The organism is Nitrosococcus oceani ATCC 19707 (genome assembly GCF_000012805.1).
GTDB classification, from domain to species: domain Bacteria; phylum Pseudomonadota; class Gammaproteobacteria; order Nitrosococcales; family Nitrosococcaceae; genus Nitrosococcus; species Nitrosococcus oceani.
This window is the reverse complement of sequence record NC_007484.1, coordinates 2,895,252-2,915,877: the sequence shown is the minus strand read 5'-3', so window position 1 is coordinate 2,915,877 and position 20,626 is coordinate 2,895,252. Positions and strand designations below refer to the sequence as shown.

The window sequence follows — 20,626 nt, the reverse complement described above, 5'->3', positions numbered from 1 at the left end:
CTAGTATTCATGGCGAACAGTGTAGCGGAATTACGAAGGCGTATTGAGGGCCGCTTCGATGGTGAAATAGGCTTCTGCCGCCTTGAACGCGGGGAACTCACAATTGAGGTGCCCCGCGAATTCTATTTTGCGGTTTGTAAAGCGCTGCGAGATGAAGAGAATTTCGGCTTTGAACAGTTGATCGATTTATGTGGCGTGGATTATATGGAATATGGTCTTAGTGATTGGGAGACCAAAAAAGCTACGGTAGACGGTTTTAGTCGTGCTGTGGAACGGAGGCAATACAAAAAACAGGCTTGGACCAGGTCGCGTTTTGCCGTAGTCGTTCACCTCCTTTCGGTGCGGCATAACTGGCGTTTGCGAGTGCGAACTTTTGTGGATGAAGAAATCTTGGTAGCGCCTTCAGTGATCCAGCTTTGGGCTTCGGTCAATTGGTTCGAGCGCGAAGCTTTTGATTTATTTGGTATTCTTTTTGAGGGTCATCCTGATCTTCGGCGTATTTTGACGGATTATGGTTTTATCGGCCATCCTTTCCGTAAGGATTTCCCGCTAAGCGGTAATGTAGAAATGCGCTACGATCCTGAGCAGCAGCGAGTTATCTACGAACCTGTAAGTATTGAACCTCGAGTACTGGTGCCTCGAGTGATTCGTGATGATCACCGCTACCAAATCAAGGCTTCAGGGGACGAAGGCGGCCATGGCTGAGATCCGGAATTTTACTCTTAATTTTGGCCCGCAGCACCCAGCAGCCCATGGGGTTTTGCGGTTAGTGCTAGAAATGGATGGAGAGATTATCCAGCGGGCTGATCCTCACGTGGGTCTGTTGCATCGGGCTACAGAAAAACTCGCTGAGAGCAAGCCGTTCAATCAGAGCATCGGGTATATGGACCGGTTAGACTATGTGTCCATGATGTGCAATGAACACGGTTATGTGAAAGCGATTGAAACACTCCTCGGCATTGAGCCACCCTTACGGGCACAGTATATTCGGACGATGTTCGATGAAATTACCCGTATTCTTAATCATCTCATGTGGCTGGGTGCCCATGGCCTAGATATCGGCGCCATGACGGTGTTTTTATACTGCTTCCGGGAGCGGGAGGATCTTATGGACTGCTATGAAGCGGTTTCAGGAGCTCGTATGCATGCGACTTATTATCGTCCCGGTGGGGTTTATCGCGACTTGCCGGAGACGATGCCTGGATATCAGCCTTCTAAGTGGCATAACGAAAAAGAGGTGGCAATAATTAATCGGAATCGAGAGGGATCTTTGCTTGATTTTATTGAAGATTTTACCGCCCGCTTTCCTACTTGTGTGGATGAATATGAAACCCTGTTGACGGATAATCGAATCTGGAAACAGCGTACGGTTGGCATTGGAGTCGTCACGCCGGAGCGTGCATTGCAACTGGGTTTTACGGGACCGATGCTGCGTGGCTCGGGAGTGGAATGGGATTTACGGAAAAAACAACCCTATGCTGCGTATGACCAAATAGATTTTGATATTCCTGTGGGGGTTAACGGGGACTGCTATGACCGTTATTTGGTACGGATAGAAGAGATGCGCCAGTCCAACCAAATTATCAAGCAGTGCGTGGACTGGCTACGAAAAAATCCTGGACCGGTTATAGTGAATAACTATAAGGTTGCTGCCCCCCCGCGGGAGAAAATGAAAAATGATATGGAGGTGCTGATCCATCATTTCAAGCTATTTACCGAAGGGTATTGCGTCCCGGAAGGTGAAGCTTATGCGGCAGTAGAAGCACCCAAGGGTGAATTTGGGGTTTATCTTATCTCGGATGGGGCTAATAAACCCTACCGGCTTAAAGTTCGAGCGCCGGGGTTTGCCCATTTAGCCGCTATGGACGAAATGGTACAAGGCCACATGCTTGCCGATGTGGTTGCCATTATCGGAACCATGGATATCGTGTTTGGGGAGATCGATCGGTGAGCGTAGGACAGCCAGAACGGAGAAAATCAAGAAATCGAGAAGAAGAAAATCTTCTCTCCTCTGAAGTACGGCAGCAAATTGATTATTGGATCGCAAAATATCCTCCGGAGCGAAAGCAATCTGCGGTTATTCCCGCCTTGCATATCGTGCAAGCAGTTAATGGAGGTTATTTGACTGATAAACTTTTGGATGCGGTAGCTGAATATCTGGAGATGCGTCCGATCAGTGTTTATGAAGTGGCTACATTCTATTCTATGTATGAATTAAAGCCAATCGGCCGGCATAAAATCAGTGTTTGCACTAATATTTCATGCCAGCTTAGTGGCTCTGATGAGGTCGTGGCCCATTTACAGAAACGCTTAGGGATCGGTTTCGGGGAGACGACGCCGGATCATCGTTTTACGGTTAAAGAAGCTGAATGCCTGGGCGCTTGTGGTGGGGCACCCATGATGATGGCAGGGCATACCTATCATGAAAATTTAACCTCAGAAAAGATCGATCAAATCCTTGAGGCTTTAAAATGATCGCTCTCAACCAAGTCTGTTTTCGCACATTGGATCTCGACCCTCCGTGGGGATTGGAAAGTTATCTAAAGGTAAAGGGGTATGAAGTTTGGAAACGCATTCTGAGAGAAAAAACTCCGCCTTCCAAGATCATTGATGAGATCAAAGCTTCTGGTCTTCGAGGTCGTGGAGGGGCGGGATTTCCCACGGGATTGAAATGGAGTTTTATGCCCAAGGATTTAGCAGGTATCAAATATATTGTTTGTAATTCCGATGAGGGGGAGCCGGGTACCTTCAAAGACCGGGATATTCTTCGCTATAACCCCCATCAGTTGATTGAAGGGATGGCCATTGCGGGTTATGCCATTGGCGCAGCAGTAGGTTATAACTATACCCGCGGTGAGTTTAGCGAGCCCATTGAACGTTTTGAAGCGGCCTTGGAGGAGGCTTATCAGGCGGGCCTGCTGGGCAAAAATATCCTGGCATCAGGAGTCGACTTCGATCTCTACTCCCATCCCGGCGCGGGGGCTTATATTTGTGGCGAGGAGACGGCTTTGCTGGAATCCCTAGAGGGCAAAAAAGGCATGCCTCGCTATAAGCCGCCGTTTCCCGCTGGCTTTGGCCTCTATGGTAGACCTACAACCATTAATAATACCGAGACTCTTGCTTCGGTGCCCGTGATTCTAGAAAAGGGGGGTCAATGGTTCTTGAAGTTGGGAACGCCAACCAGCGGGGGAACCAAAATTTTTAGTGTCTCGGGGCATGTCAACCGGCCCGGTAATTATGAGGTCCCCATGGGAATCTCATTTAAAGACTTGCTTGAATTAGCAGGTGGGATGCGTAATGGGAATGCCCTGAAGGCGGTTATTCCTGGAGGAACTTCCGTACCGGTAATGCCTGCGGAGGCTATCATGGCCGCTAATATGGATTACGACTCCCTTGCCAAGGCTGGTTCGTTACTGGGTGCGGGTTCAGTCATCATTATGGATGAAACAACCTGTATGGTGCGGGCTCTGGAGCGGATCTCAGCCTTCTATCGCGAAGAATCCTGTGGTCAATGTACGCCTTGCCGGGAGGGGACGGGATGGCTATATCGAGTGGTTCACCGCATTGAACAAGGCCAGGGTACGCAAGAAGATTTGGATAAGGTGGTCAATGTAGCCGAAAATATTGATGGCCATACTATTTGCGCTCTGGGAGATGCCGCTGCGGCGCCAGTAATAAGCTTTATCAAACACTTCCGAGATGAGTTTCAATATCACATCGATCATAAGCGATGCTTAGTCGGAAGCGGGTCCTGAGGGATGAAACCGGGAATGGTCAAAATTGAGATTGATGGTACTGAACTCCAGGTAAAAGCCGGGAAGATGCTCATCGAGGTAGCTGATGAGATTGGCGTTGATATCCCTCGGTTCTGCTATCATAAACACCTATCGATTGCTGCCAACTGTCGGATGTGTTTGGTGGAGGTGGAAAAATCCAGAAAGCCTCTGCCTGCTTGCGCCACCCCCGTGGCGGATGGCATGAAGATATTTACCAGTTCGCCCCGCGCTATTGCGGCCCAAAAGGGGGTGATGGAGTTTTTGCTCATTAACCACCCGTTGGATTGCCCTATCTGTGATCAAGGGGGTGAGTGCGAGCTACAGGATCTGGCCATGGGTTATGGTAATGATATTTCCCGCTTTACCGAGCGTAAACGGGTAGTGAAGGACAAGAATATCGGGCCTTTGATTAAAACCGATCTGACCCGCTGTATCCACTGCACACGTTGTGTTCGCTTTGGCCAGGAGATCGCTGGCATAAAGGAATTAGGGGCGACCGGGCGCGGTGAGCACATGGAGATTGGTACCTATATTGAACAGAGTTTAGCGTCGGAATTAGCAGGAAATGTAATTGATCTCTGCCCGGTAGGCGCGTTGACAGATAAACCTTTCCGCTACCGTGCTCGGGCTTGGGAAATGGCGGGACATCCTACTATTTCTCCCCACGATAGTGTAGGTGCCAACATTGAATTGCATATACGGCGAAATGAGGTGATGCGGGCTGTTCCCCGGGATAACGAAGCGGTGAATGAAACCTGGATTGCTGATCGTGACCGTTATGGCTGGCTTGGCTTAACCCATGAAGAACGGTTACATCGGCCTATGGTTAAGCAAGAGGGCGTTTGGCGTGAAACCGATTGGGAGGAGGCGTTGGAAACTGCTGCTAAGGGCCTGCAATGGGTTGCTGAAGAGGCCGGGAGCACCCAACTAGGCGGGCTTGCCTCACCCTATGCGACTGTTGAGGAACTCTCCTTATTTCAGAAGCTATTGCGAGGTCTGCATAGTAACAACATTGACCATCGCCTGCGGCGGCAAGATTTTCGCGATCAGGAATTTGAGCCAGAGACAGTGCCCCTAGGCTGTACCATTGAAGAGCTGGAGCAGTCGGATTGCATTTTAGTGGTGGGGGCGAATATACATAAAGAGCAACCCTTGTTTGGGTTGCGCCTGCGCAAAGCGGCGCTTCGGGGCGCAGCCCTTATGTATATTAACCCTGTGGATTATCTAGTCCGCTTCCCCGTTGCAGAGAAGATAATTGCGGGGCCTCAGGGTATGCTCCGAGCCTTGGCTGGTGTAACTAAGTGTTTAGCAGCAAGCAAGGGCAAGTCCTTGGATGCCGGATGGACCTCTCTATTAGCCGATATTCAGCCTACCGAGACAGAGCGGGCAATGGCGGATCAACTGGCTAATGCCTTGCACGGGAGGATATTATTAGGCGGGATAGCTGAGGGACATCCTCATTTTTCGGTATTACGTGCTTTAGCAGATTTGGCGTGCCAGTTGGGTGGTTGCCAGCTAGGTTTTTTCCCTTCGGGAGGCAATGCCGTGGGTGCAGCCTTAGCCGGTGTTCTTCCCCATCGGGGGCCTGGCGGCGGCCGTGCGCCAGTACGGGGCCTCAATGGGCAGGCAATGCTCGAAGCAGAACTTCGGGGCTATTTGTTGCTGGCAGTTGAACCTGAGTTTGACTGTGCCGATCCTCTGTCGGCTCAGAAGGCTCTTCGGAATGCAGACTTTGTCGTTTCATTAACGGCATTTCGCAGTCAGGCTATGCTGGACTACGCTAATGTGCTGTTACCTATCGCCACCTATGTTGAGACCTCGGGGACTTTCGTAAATGCCGAAGGCCGTTGGCAGAGTTTTACAGGAGCTGTCCCTCCTCCGGGGGAGGCGCGTCCGGCCTGGAAGGTGCTGCGAGTGCTTGCCAATCTGCTTCAAATTCCTGATTTCAATTATCTTTCTTCTCAAGAGATCCATGATGAGCTGCGCCATCAAATAGAGAATCTTGCTAAGCCTCAGGCATTAACTCCATGGCGTCCAGAAACTCTTGGAAGCACGAATGACGATAGTTCTTTGGTGCGTATTGCGGACACGTTTATCTATGGGACGGATGGATTGGTTCGGCGTAGTCGCCCGCTGCAGGAAAGTCCCGATGGCCAAGCTGCTCGCCAAGCTTATATGAATAGCGCTGATGCGACCCGTCTAGGTCTAAGCAATGCCGAACGAATTGCGGTGGACCAAGGAAATGGACAAGTCATTTTACCTTTTGCGGTTGATGACTCTGTAGCGGAAGGGTGTTTACGGCTGGCTGCTGCCTTTGAAGAGGCGGGGGCCTTGGGCGCTCCTTTTATGCCTATTAAGGTTACTGCAGCGGAGTAAGGTTTATATGTTTGATTTTCTACCTTCATCGCTTCAGGTGACGCTGCCGATTCTCTTTAAGATCGTAGCTATCGTGTTGCCGCTGATATTGATAGTCGCCTGGTTGACTTTTGCCGAGCGGAAGATCATTGGTTATATGCAGGGCCGGATAGGTCCAAATCGTGTTGGACCCAGGGGTTGGCTGCAGCCTATTGCGGATACTGTCAAACTCCTTCTCAAGGAAATTATTATCCCGGCTAGCGCCAACCGAATCCTGTTTTTGCTAGCGCCGGTGCTTGCTATTGCTCCGGCCCTTGCTGTTTGGGCGGTGATCCCCTTCGATGCCCATTTAGTTCTCGCGGATATCAACGCTGCTTTACTGTACATTCTCGCCATTGGCTCCATGAGCGTATATGGCATTATCCTGGCGGGTTGGGCTTCTAACTCCAAATATGCCTTTCTGGGGGCCATGCGTTCTGCTGCTCAGGTCGTGTCTTATGAAATCGCCATGGGCTTTGCGCTGGTGGGCGTGTTGATTGCGGGTGGTAGCCTTAATCTTGGCGAGATCGTGCAAGCCCAGGAAGGAGGATTTTGGCACTGGTTTTGGCTGCCTTTATTTCCCTTATTCCTAATTTATTTTATCTCTGGGGTGGCAGAGACTAACCGTTTGCCTTTCGATGTGGCCGAAGGAGAATCTGAGATTGTTGCCGGTTTTCATGTGGAATATTCTGGTATGGCTTTTGCTCTCTTTTTCCTCGCTGAATACATTGAGATGATCCTAGTATCCACTCTAGCGGCTTTGATGTTTTTGGGTGGATGGTTATCCCCGTTTCAGGGAACGGTACTAGAGGCTATATTTGAATGGGTTCCTGGCATCGTTTGGCTCCTGATAAAGACGGCTATATTTTTATTCTTTTATCTTTGGTTTCGGGCTACCTTTCCTCGTTATCGATACGATCAAATCATGCGCCTTGGTTGGAAGGTATTCATTCCTATCACCATCGTTTGGTTGTTGGTAGTGGGGGGCGCACGGGTTGCCCAGCTAGGCCCTTGGTTCACGTAAGGAGTAATCATTATGAATACCCTGCGTTCGTACATTAAGAGTTTTTTACTGTGGGAATTACTGCTGGGTCTTAAATTGACTGGCCGTTATTTGTTCACAAAAAAGGTTACAGTCCAGTTCCCCGAAGAGCGGACGCCTCAATCACCCCGGTTTCGCGGTCTCCATGCTTTACGCCGCTATCCCAACGGTGAAGAACGTTGCATCGCTTGCAAACTCTGTGAAGCGGTTTGTCCAGCGTTAGCGATTACCATCGATTCCGAACAACGGGAAGACGGAACCCGTCGTACGACTCGTTATGATATCGATCTTTTTAAGTGTATTTACTGCGGTTTTTGTGAGGAGTCCTGCCCGGTCGATTCTATCGTGGAGACTCGGATCCTTGATTATCATTTTGAAGAGCGAGGCGAGCATATTCTCCACAAAGAACAATTATTGGCGCTGGGTGACAAATATGAAGCCCAAATTGCTGCCGATAGGGCCGCTGATGCACCTTATCGTTAACTAGGCTTTATAGGCTGCTGCTTCATGGAAAAGACTCTCTTTTATATCTTTGCTGCCATCTTGCTGTTTGCGGCAACTATGGTGGTTACTGTACGTAACCCTGTGCGGGCAGCCTTATTTTTGGTTTTGGCTTTTTTTACCAGCGCTGCTATCTGGCTTTTGCTGGAAGCTGAGTTTCTAGCGATTGTTCTGGTATTGGTTTATATCGGTGCGGTCATGGTGTTGTTCCTGTTTGTGGTAATGATGTTGGATATGAATCTGGCGCCACTGCAGGAAGGATTTGCTCGATACTTGCCCGTTGGGTTCCTGGTAGCAGTGCTCATTGCCATTGAAATGATAATTGTGCTAGGAAGCAAAAACTTTGGTCTTGACCAATTCACTGCCCCTGCTTCCCGCGGGGCTGATTACAGCAACACAAAAGAGTTGGGAAATTTACTCTATACCGTTTACGTTTATCCTTTCGAATTAGCTTCAGTCATTCTTCTAGTCGCTATTGTCGCGGCCATTGCTTTAGCATTGCGGCGTCGCCCCAGTAAAGCTCAAGATCCTGCGCAACAGGTGCGGGTACGGCCTCAAGATCGGGTTAGATTGGTTAAGATGGCCGCCGAGAAGTCCCAAAAAACAAACTAAACCCAACCATGATTGCATTATCCGATTTTTTAATCCTGGGGGCGCTATTGTTTTGCCTCTCCGTTGCTGGAATTTTTCTTAACCGAAAAAATATCATCATTCTATTAATGTCCATTGAGCTTATGCTATTGGCCGTTAATATGAATTTCGTGGCTTTTTCCCACTTTCTGGAAGATATGGCAGGACAAGTTTTTGTTTTTTTTATTCTCACGGTAGCCGCAGCGGAAAGCGCTATTGGTTTGGCAATTCTGGTGGTTTTATTCCGGAATAGGCGGACCATTAATGTGGGTGATTTGGATAATTTGAAGGGCTAGGTACGATGGAAGTCCAGACTCTTGGAATTGTGTTTGCGCCCCTGATCGGCAGCCTCATTGCTGGCTTGTTTGGAAAGAAGATTGGGCGCCTCTGGTCCCATCGAGCTGCTATTGCCGGGGTAAGCATTGCATTTTTGTTATCTCTCATGGTGTTTAAGCAAGTGGTGGTGGATGGAGTCATCTATAATGAGGCCGTCTACACTTGGGTCGCTGTTGGCGATTTACGCGTGGAAATCGGTTTTCTTATTGATCGTTTAAGCGCGCTAATGATGGTAGTGGTGACCTTTGTTTCCCTAATGGTACATATTTATACCATCGGCTATATGGCGGATGATCCTGGCTATCAGCGTTTTTTTAGCTATATCGCTCTTTTCACTTTTTCCATGCTGATGTTGGTCATGGCAAATAATTTCCTCCAATTGTTTTTTGGATGGGAAGCCGTGGGCTTGGTGTCCTACCTATTGATAGGTTTTTGGTATAAGCGGGAATCCGCCATTTATGCCAGTCTTAAAGCCTTTTTAGTTAACCGGATTGGTGATATAGGTTTTTTGCTGGGGATCGCCTGCGTATTAATGTATACGGGGAGCCTGGATTATGTAGAGGTATTTACAGTGGTGCCTACGCTGACGGAGGAAACACTTTCTGTTTGGCCAGGAACCGCTTGGTCGGTGCTTACGGTGATAGGAATTTTACTCTTCATTGGTGCTATGGGTAAATCGGCGCAAGCACCCTTGCATGTGTGGTTGCCGGATTCCATGGAAGGCCCGACCCCGATTTCCGCTCTTATTCACGCGGCAACCATGGTGACTGCAGGTATTTTTATGGTCGCCCGGATGTCGCCGATCTATGAGCTGTCCGAAATTGCTCTGAGCGTTATTTTAGTCATTGGCGCAATTACCGCTTTCTTTATGGGGCTGATAGGTATTGTCCAGAATGACATCAAGCGAGTAATCGCCTATTCCACCTTGTCACAGTTAGGATATATGACGGTGGCGCTTGGGGTTTCCGCCTATGCGGCGGGAATCTTTCATCTCATGACTCACGCCTTTTTCAAGGCGTTGCTTTTCCTGGGGGCGGGATCAGTGATTATCGCGATGCACCACGAGCAAGATATGCGTAAGATGGGTGGGCTAAAAAAATATATGCCTGTCACCTACTGGACTGCAATAATAGGTGCGTTAGCGCTAATTGGTTTTCCTGGGTTTTCTGGATTTTTTTCCAAAGACTCCATTATCGAAGCTGTTCACGCTTCTCAACTTCCCGGTGCGGGCTTTGCTTACGCGATGGTTGTTTCCGGCGTATTTGTTACAGCCTTTTATACCTTTCGAATGTTGTTTCTCACATTTCACGGGGAGGAACGGATGGATCAGCATACCCGCGCACACTTAAAAGAGTCTCCAGCGGTAGTGACCGTGCCTTTGGTGTTATTGGCTATCCCTTCGGTAGTGGCTGGTATTTTTATTGAACCAATTTTGTTTGGTGGTTTTTTTGGCGAGGCAGTTATGGTTTCTCCAGCTCATAATGTGCTGGCAGCGGTAAGCGCTGATTTTCATGGAGCGATGGCTTTTGCCTTGCATGGCTTTCAGGGGCTTCCTTTCATACTGGCTATGGTGGGGGTCGTAGCAGCTTGGTATTTATATCTCAAGCGTCCTCAGCTGCCAAAGCAATTGCGGAGCCGTTTTGGCTTGCTTTATTGGGCCTTGAGTAACAAATATGGGTTTGATCGTTTCAATGAAATTTTCTTTGCGGGTGGAGCGCGCCAGGCAGGCAGGTTGCTTTCACAGCTTGGGGATCGAATGCTGATTGACGGTTTTTTCGTCAATGGAACGGCACGGGTAGTCGGCGTAATCGCTCAAATCACCCGTTATTTGCAGTCCGGTTATCTTTTTCATTATGCCTTTGCCATGATTTTAGGGCTGCTTTTTCTTATCGGCAGTTTCGTCATTTACGGGGGCTAAAAAGGCATGTTAACTGGATTGCCGCTCCTCTCCTTGGTTATTTGGCTGCCTATTCTGGGAGGTTTCCTGGTACTGGCCGTCGGCAATCATGTGGAGCGTGTTCGTTGGCTTTCATTGGGAGTTTCGGGGTTAACCTTTGTGGTGAGCTGGTCGTTGTATACGGGCTTTGATATCAGCACGGCCACCATGCAATTTCAAGAAAAGCTTTCTTGGGTTGAAGCCTTCGACGTTTATTATCATTTAGGGATCGATGGTATCTCTATGCCACTCATCATCCTCACCACATTTTCCACGGTGCTGGTTGTTATTGCAGGTTGGCGGGTTATCGAACACAAATTAGCACAATACATGGCCAGCTTCCTGATTATGGAAGGGCTAATGAACGGTGTTTTTGCGGCCTTAGATGCGGTTTTGTTCTATTTTTTCTTCGAGGGCATGTTAATCCCCTTATTTTTAATAATCGGGATTTGGGGGGGTCCAAACCGGATCTACGCCACGCTTAAATTTTTTCTTTATACCTTCTTGGGTTCTGTCTTTTTTCTTCTTGCGCTGCTCTATTTACGCAGTGTTACCGGCGGTTTCTCCATATTGGAATTTCATCAAGTACCCCTGGATATGCAGGCCCAGATAGGAATATTTTTGGCCTTTTTGCTTGCCTTTGCGGTGAAAGTGCCCATGTGGCCTGTTCATACTTGGTTACCGGACGCCCATGTGGAAGCCCCCACAGGGGGATCGGTAATTTTGGCGGCAATCACCCTCAAAATAGGCGCTTATGGTTTTATGCGGTTTAGTTTGCCCATTACGCCTGATGCTAGTATGGCGTTGAATTGGCTTATTATTACCTTATCGCTCATTGCCGTAGTGTATATCGGTTTAGTGGCGATAGTGCAGGAAGATCTCAAGAAACTAATTGCCTATTCCAGTATCGCTCATATGGGCTTTGTGACTCTCGGGCTGTTTATCGCCTTTGCTATTTTTTCCCAGGGCGTTGAAGGTGATGGTGCCTTGCTGGGTTTGGAAGGGGCGTTAGTGCAAATGATCTCCCATGGTCTGGTTTCCGCAGCCATGTTTTTATGTGTCGGAGTTTTATATGACCGGCTGCATACGAGGCTCATCAAGGATTATGGCGGTGTTGTGAACAAGATGCCGATATTCGCCTCTTTTATGGTCCTATTTGCTATGGCCAATGTGGGTTTGCCGGGCACCTCGGGATTTGTTGGTGAATTTTTAGTAATTCTGGGCGCTTTCCAGGCAGATTTTTGGTACGCTTTTTTCGCTTCGATGACATTGATTCTGGGGGCTACTTATACCCTTTGGATGGTCAAGCGGGTAGTTTTTGGGGATATCGCTAACGATAAGGTCGCCACCATGGAGGATCTTAACTCACGAGAGTTTCTGGTACTGGGAACCCTGGCGGCGGCGGTGCTGCTGCTTGGTGTGTGGCCGCAGCCCCTGCTGGAAGTGATGCATACTTCCCTGGAGAATCTGCTATCTCAGATGGCAGCATCAAAATTGGTCTAGGCTGTCTTATTGGCGTGAATTCCGCCTCCTTTTGGGTTTGAAAGAAGTGACACGATGAATTTCGATATACCTGAATTTTTGCCTGCATTACCGGAAATAGCCGTCCTTGGGATGGGCTGTGTGCTCTTGTTAGCGGTTGCTTACGGCGGCGGACAAAGCGGCAAAATTGCTTATTGGATTACCCAATTAACGCTAGTTATAGCAGCACTGCTCACCTTTTATTTTCTGGACTATTCGTCCCAGAGCGTCACTTTTAATGGTAGCTATATTAAAGATTCGCTGAGCGATACCTTAAAGTTGTTTATCTATATAATCGTTTTTGCGGTGTTTCTCTATTCCCGTGACTACCTGCAAGCGAGAGCTTTAGATAAAGGTGAATTCTATGTATTAGGCCTGTTTGGAGTGTTGGGTATGATGGTGATTGCTTCGGCCCACCATTTTCTGACTCTCTATTTAGGGCTTGAACTGCTTTCTCTTAGTCAGTATGCCATGGTGGCCTTGCTGCGAAATAATCGTTGGGCTTCCGAAGCGGCCATGAAATATTTTGTGCTGGGCGCTTTGGCTTCCGGTATGTTGTTATACGGCATGTCCATGATCTATGGGGCAACCGGCGACCTTCACGTTGCCGCGGTAGCGGAAGGAATAGGGGGAAGCGGCAGTAGTCAGGTTTTGGTATTCGGGGTGGTATTTATCGTAGTGGGGCTGGCGTTTAAGTTTGGTGCCGTGCCTTTCCACATGTGGTTGCCTGATGTATATCATGGCGCGCCTACGGCGGTGACCCTGTATATTGGTACAGCGCCTAAAATCGCGGCATTTGCTTTACTCATGCGTCTGTTGGTGGAAGCGCTAGGAGATGTGCAGGCTCACTGGCAGGATATGCTGATCATCCTTTCCGTTCTTTCCATGGCTATCGGTAACGTTGTCGCTATTGCCCAGACCAATCTTAAGCGAATGCTGGCCTATTCCACGATAGCCCATGTAGGTTTTCTGCTATTGGGAATTCTGACGGGCACTGGCGTGGGCTACGCTGCTGCCATGTTTTATGTCATTGTTTACGCCTTGATGAGCCTGGGGAGCTTTGGCATGATTATTTTTCTTTCCCGATCCAATTTTGAAGCCGATCGGTTGGAAGATTTTAAGGGACTGAATGAGCGTAGTCCTTGGTTTGCCTTTATGATGCTTATTTTGATGTTCTCTCTAGCAGGGGTACCGCCTACCGTAGGATTTTATGCTAAATGGGCTGTGATCATGGCGATTATCGATAAGGAATTGCTCTGGCTAGCGGTCGTTGCAGTATTATTTTCCGTTATTGGGGCCTTTTATTACCTACGGGTGATTAAATTTATGTATTTTGATAGTCCCACAGAAGAGATTTCCCTGAGTAAGCGTGCTGATTTTCGTTGGTGCATGAGCGCTAATGGCCTTGCCATGTTGGGATTGGGTATCTTCCCTGGTGCTTTGATGGGGCTGTGCGTAGCAGTGTTAGGTTAACAAATAATTTAGCGATGAAAGCCATAATCATGACAGCAACGGGAGGCCCCGACGTCTTGCAACTGCAAGAGTTGCCGAAGCCTACAATCCGTCAACCCGGGGAAGTTCTGGTTCAGCTCAAAGGGGCTGGAATTAACCCGGTGGACACCAAATTGCGAACTCGAGGTACTTTCTACCCAGACCGCTCCCCGACAATCCTCGGTTGCGATGGGGCGGGCGTTGTGGATGCTGTGGGCAGAGAGGTTAAAAATTTCCAGAAGGGAGATGAGGTTTATTTCTGCTTCGGGGGAATTGGAGGTCCGGAAGGGAACTATGGGGAATATGCGGTAGTAGACCATCGCTTTATCGCTAAAAAACCAAGAACGCTCTCCTTTGCCGAAGCTAGCGCTGCCCCCCTGGTTTTGATAACCGCTTGGGAAGCACTGCATGATCGGGCGCGAATCCAGCCAGAGGATACAGTATTGATTCATGGCGGCGCAGGCGGTGTAGGCCATGTAGCCATTCAATTAGCCAAACAGACCGGTGCTCGGGTCTGCGTCACCGTGAGCTGCGAAGAAAAAGAGGAACTTGCCTGCTCCTTGGGAGCAGACCATATCATCAACTATCGCCAAACCGATTTCGTTGAAGCCATTATGGAATGGACCAGCGGTAAAGGGGTGGACGTGGTATTTGATACGGTGGGGGGAGAAATTTTTGAAAAGAGCTGTGGAGCCGTCGCCATGTATGGAGATTTAGTCACCCTCTTACAGCCGAGTGCCAACATAAATTGGAATACGGCGCGTGCGCGTAATCTCCGCTTTAGTCTGGAATTGATGCTGACTCCTATGCACCGGGGCCTTATCTCTGCCTTAGAACATCAAGCAGATATTCTGCATTGCTGCGCTGAATTATTCGACTCCGAGCGTCTTCGGCTTCACTTCCAGCAAACCTTTCCCCTAGCGGAAGCAGCGGCTGCCCACCGTTTGCTGGAACGGGGAGGAATGATGGGTAAATTAGCCCTTGAGATGGGTTAGCTTGCCCCGAAGGTAGTCTTATCTAGAGGGACGGGCTTTATCTATGGCGTTGTCGATCCTGTTCAAGCAAGACCAGAAGCGTGGCCATATCTTCTGGAAGCGGCGATTCCCAGCGCATTTCCCGCTTCTTTTCCGGATGAACCAAACCTAAGCGGGCGGCATGTAAGGCTTGGCGCTTGAAATGGCGCAAGGCAGTGCTCAGTTTTTCGCTACTTTCCCTAGGAATATGCAGACGTTTCCCATAAGTGGGGTCTCCTAGTAGGGAGTAGCCAATATGGGCCAAGTGGACTCGAATTTGGTGAGTCCGGCCTGTTTCCAGGCGGCATGAAACATGGGTATGGACCCGAAAGCGGTTCAATACCCGATAGTGAGTGAGAGCAGGCTTTCCCGTGGAAATTACCGCCATTCGCTTACGATGTACCGGATGGCGCTGGATAGGCGCTTCGATCCTTCCCCCACCGGTCATGACACCAACGGTAATCGCTTGGTACTCCCGGGTGATTTGGCGTGCCTGTAACTGCCGGACGAGGCCATGATGGGCGACAAGATTCCGCGCTACCACCAGCAGGCCACTGGTATCTTTATCAAGGCGATGGACGATTCCAGCCCGCGGGATTCTCTCCAGCTCCGGCGCATGGTGCAAGAGTGCATTGACCAGGGTGCCATCCCGGTTACCTGCGGCCGGATGTACCACTAGGCCAGCGGGTTTGTTGACTACAATGATCGCTTCATCTTCGTACCTAATCTCCAAGGGGAGAGGCTGAGATTTCCAGATAACTTCCGCTTCCGCTTCCGCCATAACGACAATCCATTCACCCCCTTGAACGGTATCCCGGGGGCGGGCAGGGGCATCATTTACTTTGACCTGCCCATGCTTGATCCATTGCTGCAAGCGGCTACGGGAATAGGCGGGGAAAACCTGCGCCAGGGCTTGATCTAAACGTTTTCCCGCCAGCTCAGAAGGAAGGGTGATACTTAGTTCTATGGTTTCCCGCACAGGGTTCGCTATTAAAGAGTTTACTGGGACGCAAATTTTACCATTTTTGGCCTCTTCCCTGGCGGGGACATTCTTTGGATGCCCCGATTCGCTTCCAGTGAATCGGTGGGAAAGCCCTCCTATTCCCTATTCATAGATATTGAACCCGCTCTGTAAGCATAATGAGAGCTTCTCGCGAAAAAATTATGAATGGCCTATAGTTGAGGACATGACTCAGGATTTATTCGGAAATTTTCTATGCCAAATCCATCAGTAAAAAACCACTTGCAGGGGCAGACTAGCCCCTATTTGCTGCAACATGTGGATAATCCAGTTGATTGGTACCCCTGGGATGAAGAGGCGCTAGCACGGGCCCAGGAGGAGGATAAACCCATTTTGCTTTCTATTGGTTATTCCGCTTGCCATTGGTGCCACGTGATGGCCCATGAGTCTTTTGAGGATTCGGAAACTGCGGCCGTGATGAACCAATATTTCATCAATATCAAGGTTGACCGGGAGGAACGTCCGGATCTGGATCAGATTTACCAGCTAGCCCAGCAGATGCTGACGGGACGCCCCGGCGGCTGGCCCCTCACCATGTTTCTAGAACCGATTAAGCAAGCCCCCTTTTTTGGGGGGACTTATTTTCCTCCCGAGGAGCGCCATGGTTTGCCTGGCTTTAAAGATTTGCTCCAACGGGTGGCAGAGTATTTTCATACTCGCCGGGAGGCTATCCAATCCCAGAACGAGCGTTTGCTTGATGCCTTTGGAGATCTGGACGCACGGCTTCCAGCGGCAGAGGTGGAAGGGTTGAATAGAGCGCCTTTGCAGGCGGCCCATCGACAATTGGCCCAGGCTTTTGATTCCCGCCATGGCGGTTTCAGGGGCGCCCCTAAATTTCCCAATCCAAGCAGTATCGAACGCTGCTTACGGGATGCCCGAGGGGAGCATTTGACGGAAGATGAGAAACAACAGGCGCTTACCATGGCCCGGCTGACCCTGGAGCAAATGGCCCAGGGGGGAATTTATGATCAGTTGGGAGGCGGGTTCTGCCGTTATTCCGTGGATGAAGAGTGGAGAATCCCCCATTTTGAAAAAATGCTGTACGACAACGGCCAATTGCTGGTGCTCTATAGGGACGCCTATCGTCTCTGGGGCAGCGGGCTTTTCCGGAGAATATTGGAGGAGACCGGACACTGGGCGGTACGGGAAATGCAGTCCCCCGAAGGGGGATATTATTCTTCCCTGGATGCGGATTCCGAGGGTCATGAGGGAAAGTTTTACGTTTGGACCCGGGAGCAAGTACGCGCCCTGCTAGGCGAGGAAGAATACGCTTTAGCGGCACGCTACTTTGGCCTTGATCAGCCAGCGAATTTTGAAGGCTATTGGCACTTATATGCAGCAACGGTCCCCGAGGCTTTGGCCCAGGAGATGAAGGTACCGGCTCCGGGTCTGCAAGAGCAATTGACCGCCGCCAAGCAAAAATTGTTTGCTGCCCGGGAAGCGCGTATCCGCCCGGGGCGGGATGATAAAATTCTTACTGCCTGGAATGGCCTCATGATCAAAGGGATGGCGGCTGCCGGACAGGCGCTGGCGCAGCCTGTTTTTATCGCTTCCGCTGAAAGGGCCGTGGATTTTGTGCGGGCACACCTGTGGCAAAAGGGCCGTTTGCTGGTCAGTTATAAGGATGGGCGGGCACAGCACCGGGGTTACCTGGATGATTATGCTTTTCTGCTGGATGCCCTGCTGGAGTTGCTTCAAGTCCGTTGGCGCGATGGGGATTTGTCCTTTGCCGTTGATCTGGCCGAAGCTGTGCTGGAGCGCTTCGAGGATAAGGCGCAAGGGGGATTTTATTTTACCGCCGACGATCATGAAATCCTTATCCATCGGCCGGTGCCCCTCATGGATGATGCTACCCCCGCGGGAAACGGGGTATTGGCCTGGAGTTTGCTCCGGCTGGGACATCTTTTGGGTGAAGTGCGTTATCTGAAGGCTGCGGAAAGCACGCTCAAGGCAGCCTGGAAGAGCATTCAACAAACGCCCCATGCCCACTGTAGCCTACTCAAAACCTTAGAAGAATGGCTCATTCCTCCGCAAATAGTCATTCTGCGGGGGGGTGGGGAAGAGTTGGAGACCTGGCGGGCAGTGGCTGCAGCGGAGTATGCGCCACGGCGGGTCGCTTTGGCTATTCCCCTTGAGGCCCAGGATTTACCAGGGATATTAGGGGAATACCGGCCACAAGGAACCGCAGTGACCGCCTATGTCTGTAGTGGCCATACTTGCTCAGCCCCCCTCACCCGGAGAGAGGCTTTGAAGGAACATTTAGCAACTCAGGGCCGGTAGTGGAAGTTTTCCTTAAAACGATCCCAAAATTCCGCTAGCTCAAAAGAATGATTTTGGGTGCCGTGATACTCGATTTTAATAGCGCCTAGGAGGGAGGCGATGCGGCCCGTGGTCTCCCAATCCATAGCGTGGGCAAGGCCGTAGAGTATGCCTGCCCGGTAGGCGTCGCCACAGCCGGTGGGATCGGTCGGCGCGGTAGTTTTGGCGGCGGGAATTTCAAAGCGGTAGCCAGGAGTATAAATGGTGGAGCCCTCCGCCCCTCGGGTAATGATCAAGGCGTCTACTCGCTCGGCGAGCTGTCGGGTAGAGAGTCCCGTCCGTTTCTGAAGCAACTGGGCTTCGTAATCGTTAAGGGTAATCCAGGTGGCTTGCTCGCTAAATTTGAGCAGCTCCTCGCCGGTGAACATGGGTAGCCCTTGCCCCGGATCAAAGATAAAAGGGATTCCAGCCGCCTGGAATTGTTGCCCGTGGGCAATCATTCCCTCCCGCCCATCGGGGGCGACGATCCCCCGCTCCACCCCTTTGGCGTCCTCGACCTGATTCTCATGGGCAAAATTCATGGCGCCGGGATGAAAGGCGGTGATTTGGTTGGCATCCATATCCGTGGTGATAAACGCCTGGGCCGTGTAAGTATCATCGATCAGGCGGATATGGCGGCGGGAGATGCCCGTTTGCTCCAGCCATTGTTGATAAGGGCCAAAGTCGCTGCCAACCGTGCCCATGGGCAGGGGATCGCCTTTGAGCAGTTGTAAATTGTAGGCGATGTTGCCCGCGCAACCTCCGAACTCCCGCCGTAACTGGGGTACTAGAAAGGAAACATTAAGGATATGTACCTTATCGGGAAGGATATGGTTTTTAAACCGATCATTGAACACCATGATGGTATCGTAGGCAAAGGAGCCGCAAATTAAGGCTGTCATCTTATTTTGTTAAGAGTTTCGTTTATTTTAAAGGGTGGCCCAATGGAATAGGGAATATATCCGAAGGTGTTTTTCTCCGTCAGCAATAAACAGCAGAGAGTTTTCTGCTTCAGAAGCATAGGTCTACTCATGGGGAGTTGGTTTCCAGGCTAGATCCAGTTCTTTGGCCGCCTTTACCTCATCCAGGCGGCGTGCCGGTAGGGTATGGGGGGCCTGTTTGAGTAATTCTGGATTTTCCTGGGCTTCTTTGGCGATCTGTTCCATCGCGGCCACAAAAGCATCCAGGGTTTGCTTGCTTTCCGTTTCCGCCGGTTCGATGAGTAAACATTCGGGAACTAGGAGCGGAAAGTAAATCGTTGGCGCATGAAAGCCCAAGTCAAGCAGTCGTTTAGCGAAATCCGTGGCGGTGACTCCCAGCTCTTTTGCCTGGCGTTTCAGGGTGACCACGAATTCGTGGCCAGCGCGGCGCATGGGGTAGGCCAAATCAAAACCGGCTTCGGCCATGCGTTGGGCCAAGTAATTGGCGTTAAGGGCGGAGAAGTCCGCTACCCGTTTCATACCTTCAAGACCGAGTAGGCGCACATAAATATAAGCCCGGAGCAGCACCCCGGCGTTCCCCATCCAGGCTGAGAGGGGGCCGATGGTTTGGGGACAGTCCTCCGCCGTCAACCAACGGTAGCTGCCGCCTTCGGCACGCGCCACCCGGGGAACCGGGAGGAAGGGCAGCAATTTTTCGCCCACTCCCACTGGACCAGACCCAGGGCCACCACCGCCATGGGGCGTGGAAAAGGTTTTATGAAGGTTGAGATGGATGACATCAAACCCCATGTCGCCAGGTTTCACCTTGCCGAGAATAGCGTTTAAATTAGCCCCATCGTAATAAAGTAACCCGCCCGCCTTATGGACGCTTTGGGCAATGACTTGAATGTTGCGATCAAATATTCCAAGGGTGGAGGGGTTGGTGAGCATAATGCCTGCCGTTTGGGGACCCAGGGCTTTATGCAGTGCTTCTAGATCCACATCCCCTTCCGGGTTGGTGGGAATTTCCCGGACTCGGAAACCGCACATGGTGGCCGTGGCGGGATTGGTTCCATGGGCCGCATCCGGCACCAGCATCTCGCACCGCTCTTTATCACCTCTGGCCTCGTGGTAAGCGCGGATCATGGCGACCCCAGTAAACTCTCCTTGGGCGCCTGCCATGGGGGCTAGGCTCATGGTCTGCATCCCCGTCATTTTGGCGAGAATGTCTTGCAGTTCATAAAGGCAAGCCAGAAAGCCTTGACTCATGGCTTCTGGTGTCGCGGGATGGCGCTCCAGAAAACCCGGCAAGCTGGCCAGGGTGTGGCAGGCCCGCGGGTTATATTTCATGGTGCAGGAGCCAAGGGGATAGAAGTGGGTGTCAATGGAAAAGTTTTTCTGGGACAGGCCCGTGTAGTGGCGCACCACATCCATTTCCGAGACCTCGGGCAAGGCCGGCGGCTGTTGCCGCAGAAATCGTTCCGGTAAATCGTTAGTGGCCGCTGTCGGCTTAGGCGCTTGAGCGCGAGCCTGACGGCCGGGACGTGAGGATTCAAAAATCAGCATAGCCAGTTAAAGTCCAGTAAAATCTAAGGGTTAAAATTGAGAAATAAGATTCTTTTATCTGCGCAAAGATTATAAGACAAGGACAAATTATGCCAGTCTTGGCGCCGATACTCTACCGGTGCGCTTTTCTCGCTGGGAAATATTGCCCGCTGCTATAATTCAAACACGTACTGCCAAACGA

At 50.5% G+C, this 20,626-nt stretch carries 17 protein-coding genes; 14 read left to right on the top strand and 3 right to left on the bottom strand.

Annotation, left to right across the window (positions count from 1 at the left end):
- Window positions 1-9: 9 nt before the first annotated feature.
- Genes NOC_RS13635 through NOC_RS13575 form a run of 13 tightly spaced genes read left to right on the top strand, consistent with a single transcriptional unit; the run spans window position 10 to window position 14,622 of the window.
- A complete protein-coding gene (locus tag NOC_RS13635; RefSeq protein ID WP_004269178.1) occupies window positions 10-705 on the top strand; it encodes an NADH-quinone oxidoreductase subunit C in 696 nt (231 codons plus the stop codon).
- Complete coding sequence (locus tag NOC_RS13630; protein ID WP_004164040.1) at window positions 698-1,951, top strand: NADH-quinone oxidoreductase subunit D; 1,254 nt, start codon at window positions 698-700, stop codon at window positions 1,949-1,951. The genes NOC_RS13635 and NOC_RS13630 overlap by 8 nt, the downstream gene beginning before the upstream one ends.
- Window positions 1,948-2,475 carry an NADH-quinone oxidoreductase subunit NuoE gene (nuoE, locus tag NOC_RS13625; protein WP_004269204.1) on the top strand — a complete coding sequence of 176 codons (528 nt, stop codon included), beginning with the start codon at window positions 1,948-1,950 and terminating at the stop codon, window positions 2,473-2,475. The genes NOC_RS13630 and nuoE overlap by 4 nt, the downstream gene beginning before the upstream one ends.
- Window positions 2,472-3,755, top strand: a complete 1,284-nt coding sequence (gene nuoF, locus NOC_RS13620; RefSeq protein ID WP_004164019.1) for an NADH-quinone oxidoreductase subunit NuoF — start codon at window positions 2,472-2,474, stop codon at window positions 3,753-3,755. Before nuoE ends, nuoF begins: the two co-directional genes overlap by 4 nt.
- A gap of 3 nt (window positions 3,756-3,758) precedes the next feature.
- Window positions 3,759-6,152: an NADH-quinone oxidoreductase subunit NuoG gene (gene nuoG, locus NOC_RS13615; RefSeq protein ID WP_011331001.1), complete on the top strand. Its 2,394-nt coding sequence runs from the start codon at window positions 3,759-3,761 to the stop codon at window positions 6,150-6,152.
- Window positions 6,153-6,159: 7 nt separating this feature from the next.
- Entirely contained in the window at window positions 6,160-7,194 is a 1,035-nt protein-coding gene (gene nuoH, locus NOC_RS13610) for an NADH-quinone oxidoreductase subunit NuoH (RefSeq protein WP_004269159.1), read from the top strand.
- Window positions 7,195-7,206: 12 nt separating this feature from the next.
- Entirely contained in the window at window positions 7,207-7,695 is a 489-nt protein-coding gene (gene nuoI / locus NOC_RS13605; RefSeq protein WP_004164026.1) for an NADH-quinone oxidoreductase subunit NuoI, read from the top strand.
- 24 nt (window positions 7,696-7,719) lie between these two features.
- On the top strand, window positions 7,720-8,325 hold the full coding sequence (locus tag NOC_RS13600) for an NADH-quinone oxidoreductase subunit J (protein ID WP_004164018.1): 606 nt from the start codon (window positions 7,720-7,722) through the stop codon (window positions 8,323-8,325).
- A gap of 8 nt (window positions 8,326-8,333) precedes the next feature.
- Complete coding sequence (gene nuoK / locus NOC_RS13595; RefSeq protein WP_004269138.1) at window positions 8,334-8,639, top strand: NADH-quinone oxidoreductase subunit NuoK; 306 nt, start codon at window positions 8,334-8,336, stop codon at window positions 8,637-8,639.
- Between the two features lie 5 nt (window positions 8,640-8,644).
- On the top strand, window positions 8,645-10,597 hold the full coding sequence (nuoL, locus tag NOC_RS13590; protein ID WP_004269189.1) for an NADH-quinone oxidoreductase subunit L: 1,953 nt from the start codon (window positions 8,645-8,647) through the stop codon (window positions 10,595-10,597).
- Window positions 10,598-10,603: 6 nt separating this feature from the next.
- Window positions 10,604-12,118, top strand: coding sequence for an NADH-quinone oxidoreductase subunit M (locus NOC_RS13585; protein ID WP_004269173.1), 1,515 nt, complete (start codon window positions 10,604-10,606; stop codon window positions 12,116-12,118).
- 54 nt (window positions 12,119-12,172) lie between these two features.
- Complete coding sequence (gene nuoN / locus NOC_RS13580) at window positions 12,173-13,609, top strand: NADH-quinone oxidoreductase subunit NuoN (RefSeq protein ID WP_011331000.1); 1,437 nt, start codon at window positions 12,173-12,175, stop codon at window positions 13,607-13,609.
- A 14-nt stretch (window positions 13,610-13,623) separates the two neighbouring features.
- Window positions 13,624-14,622 carry a zinc-dependent alcohol dehydrogenase family protein gene (locus tag NOC_RS13575; protein ID WP_011330999.1) on the top strand — a complete coding sequence of 333 codons (999 nt, stop codon included), beginning with the start codon at window positions 13,624-13,626 and terminating at the stop codon, window positions 14,620-14,622.
- 37 nt (window positions 14,623-14,659) lie between these two features.
- Here NOC_RS13575 and rluD read toward each other — a convergent pair whose 3' ends face one another.
- Window positions 14,660-15,619, bottom strand: coding sequence for a 23S rRNA pseudouridine(1911/1915/1917) synthase RluD (rluD, locus tag NOC_RS13570; RefSeq protein WP_004269185.1), 960 nt, complete (start codon window positions 15,617-15,619; stop codon window positions 14,660-14,662).
- Between the two features lie 237 nt (window positions 15,620-15,856).
- On the opposite strand from rluD, the gene NOC_RS13565 reads away from it, so the two are divergent.
- Complete coding sequence (locus NOC_RS13565; RefSeq protein WP_004269206.1) at window positions 15,857-17,941, top strand: thioredoxin domain-containing protein; 2,085 nt, start codon at window positions 15,857-15,859, stop codon at window positions 17,939-17,941.
- Here the strand turns inward: NOC_RS13565 and NOC_RS13560 are convergent.
- Together NOC_RS13560 and gcvPB are read right to left on the bottom strand one after the other, a co-directional pair.
- Entirely contained in the window at window positions 17,929-18,861 is a 933-nt protein-coding gene (locus tag NOC_RS13560) for a carbohydrate kinase family protein (RefSeq protein WP_004164013.1), read from the bottom strand. The genes NOC_RS13565 and NOC_RS13560 overlap by 13 nt on opposite strands.
- 123 nt (window positions 18,862-18,984) lie before the next feature.
- Window positions 18,985-20,445, bottom strand: coding sequence for an aminomethyl-transferring glycine dehydrogenase subunit GcvPB (gene gcvPB, locus NOC_RS13555; protein WP_004269153.1), 1,461 nt, complete (start codon window positions 20,443-20,445; stop codon window positions 18,985-18,987).
- Window positions 20,446-20,626 lie beyond the last annotated feature (181 nt).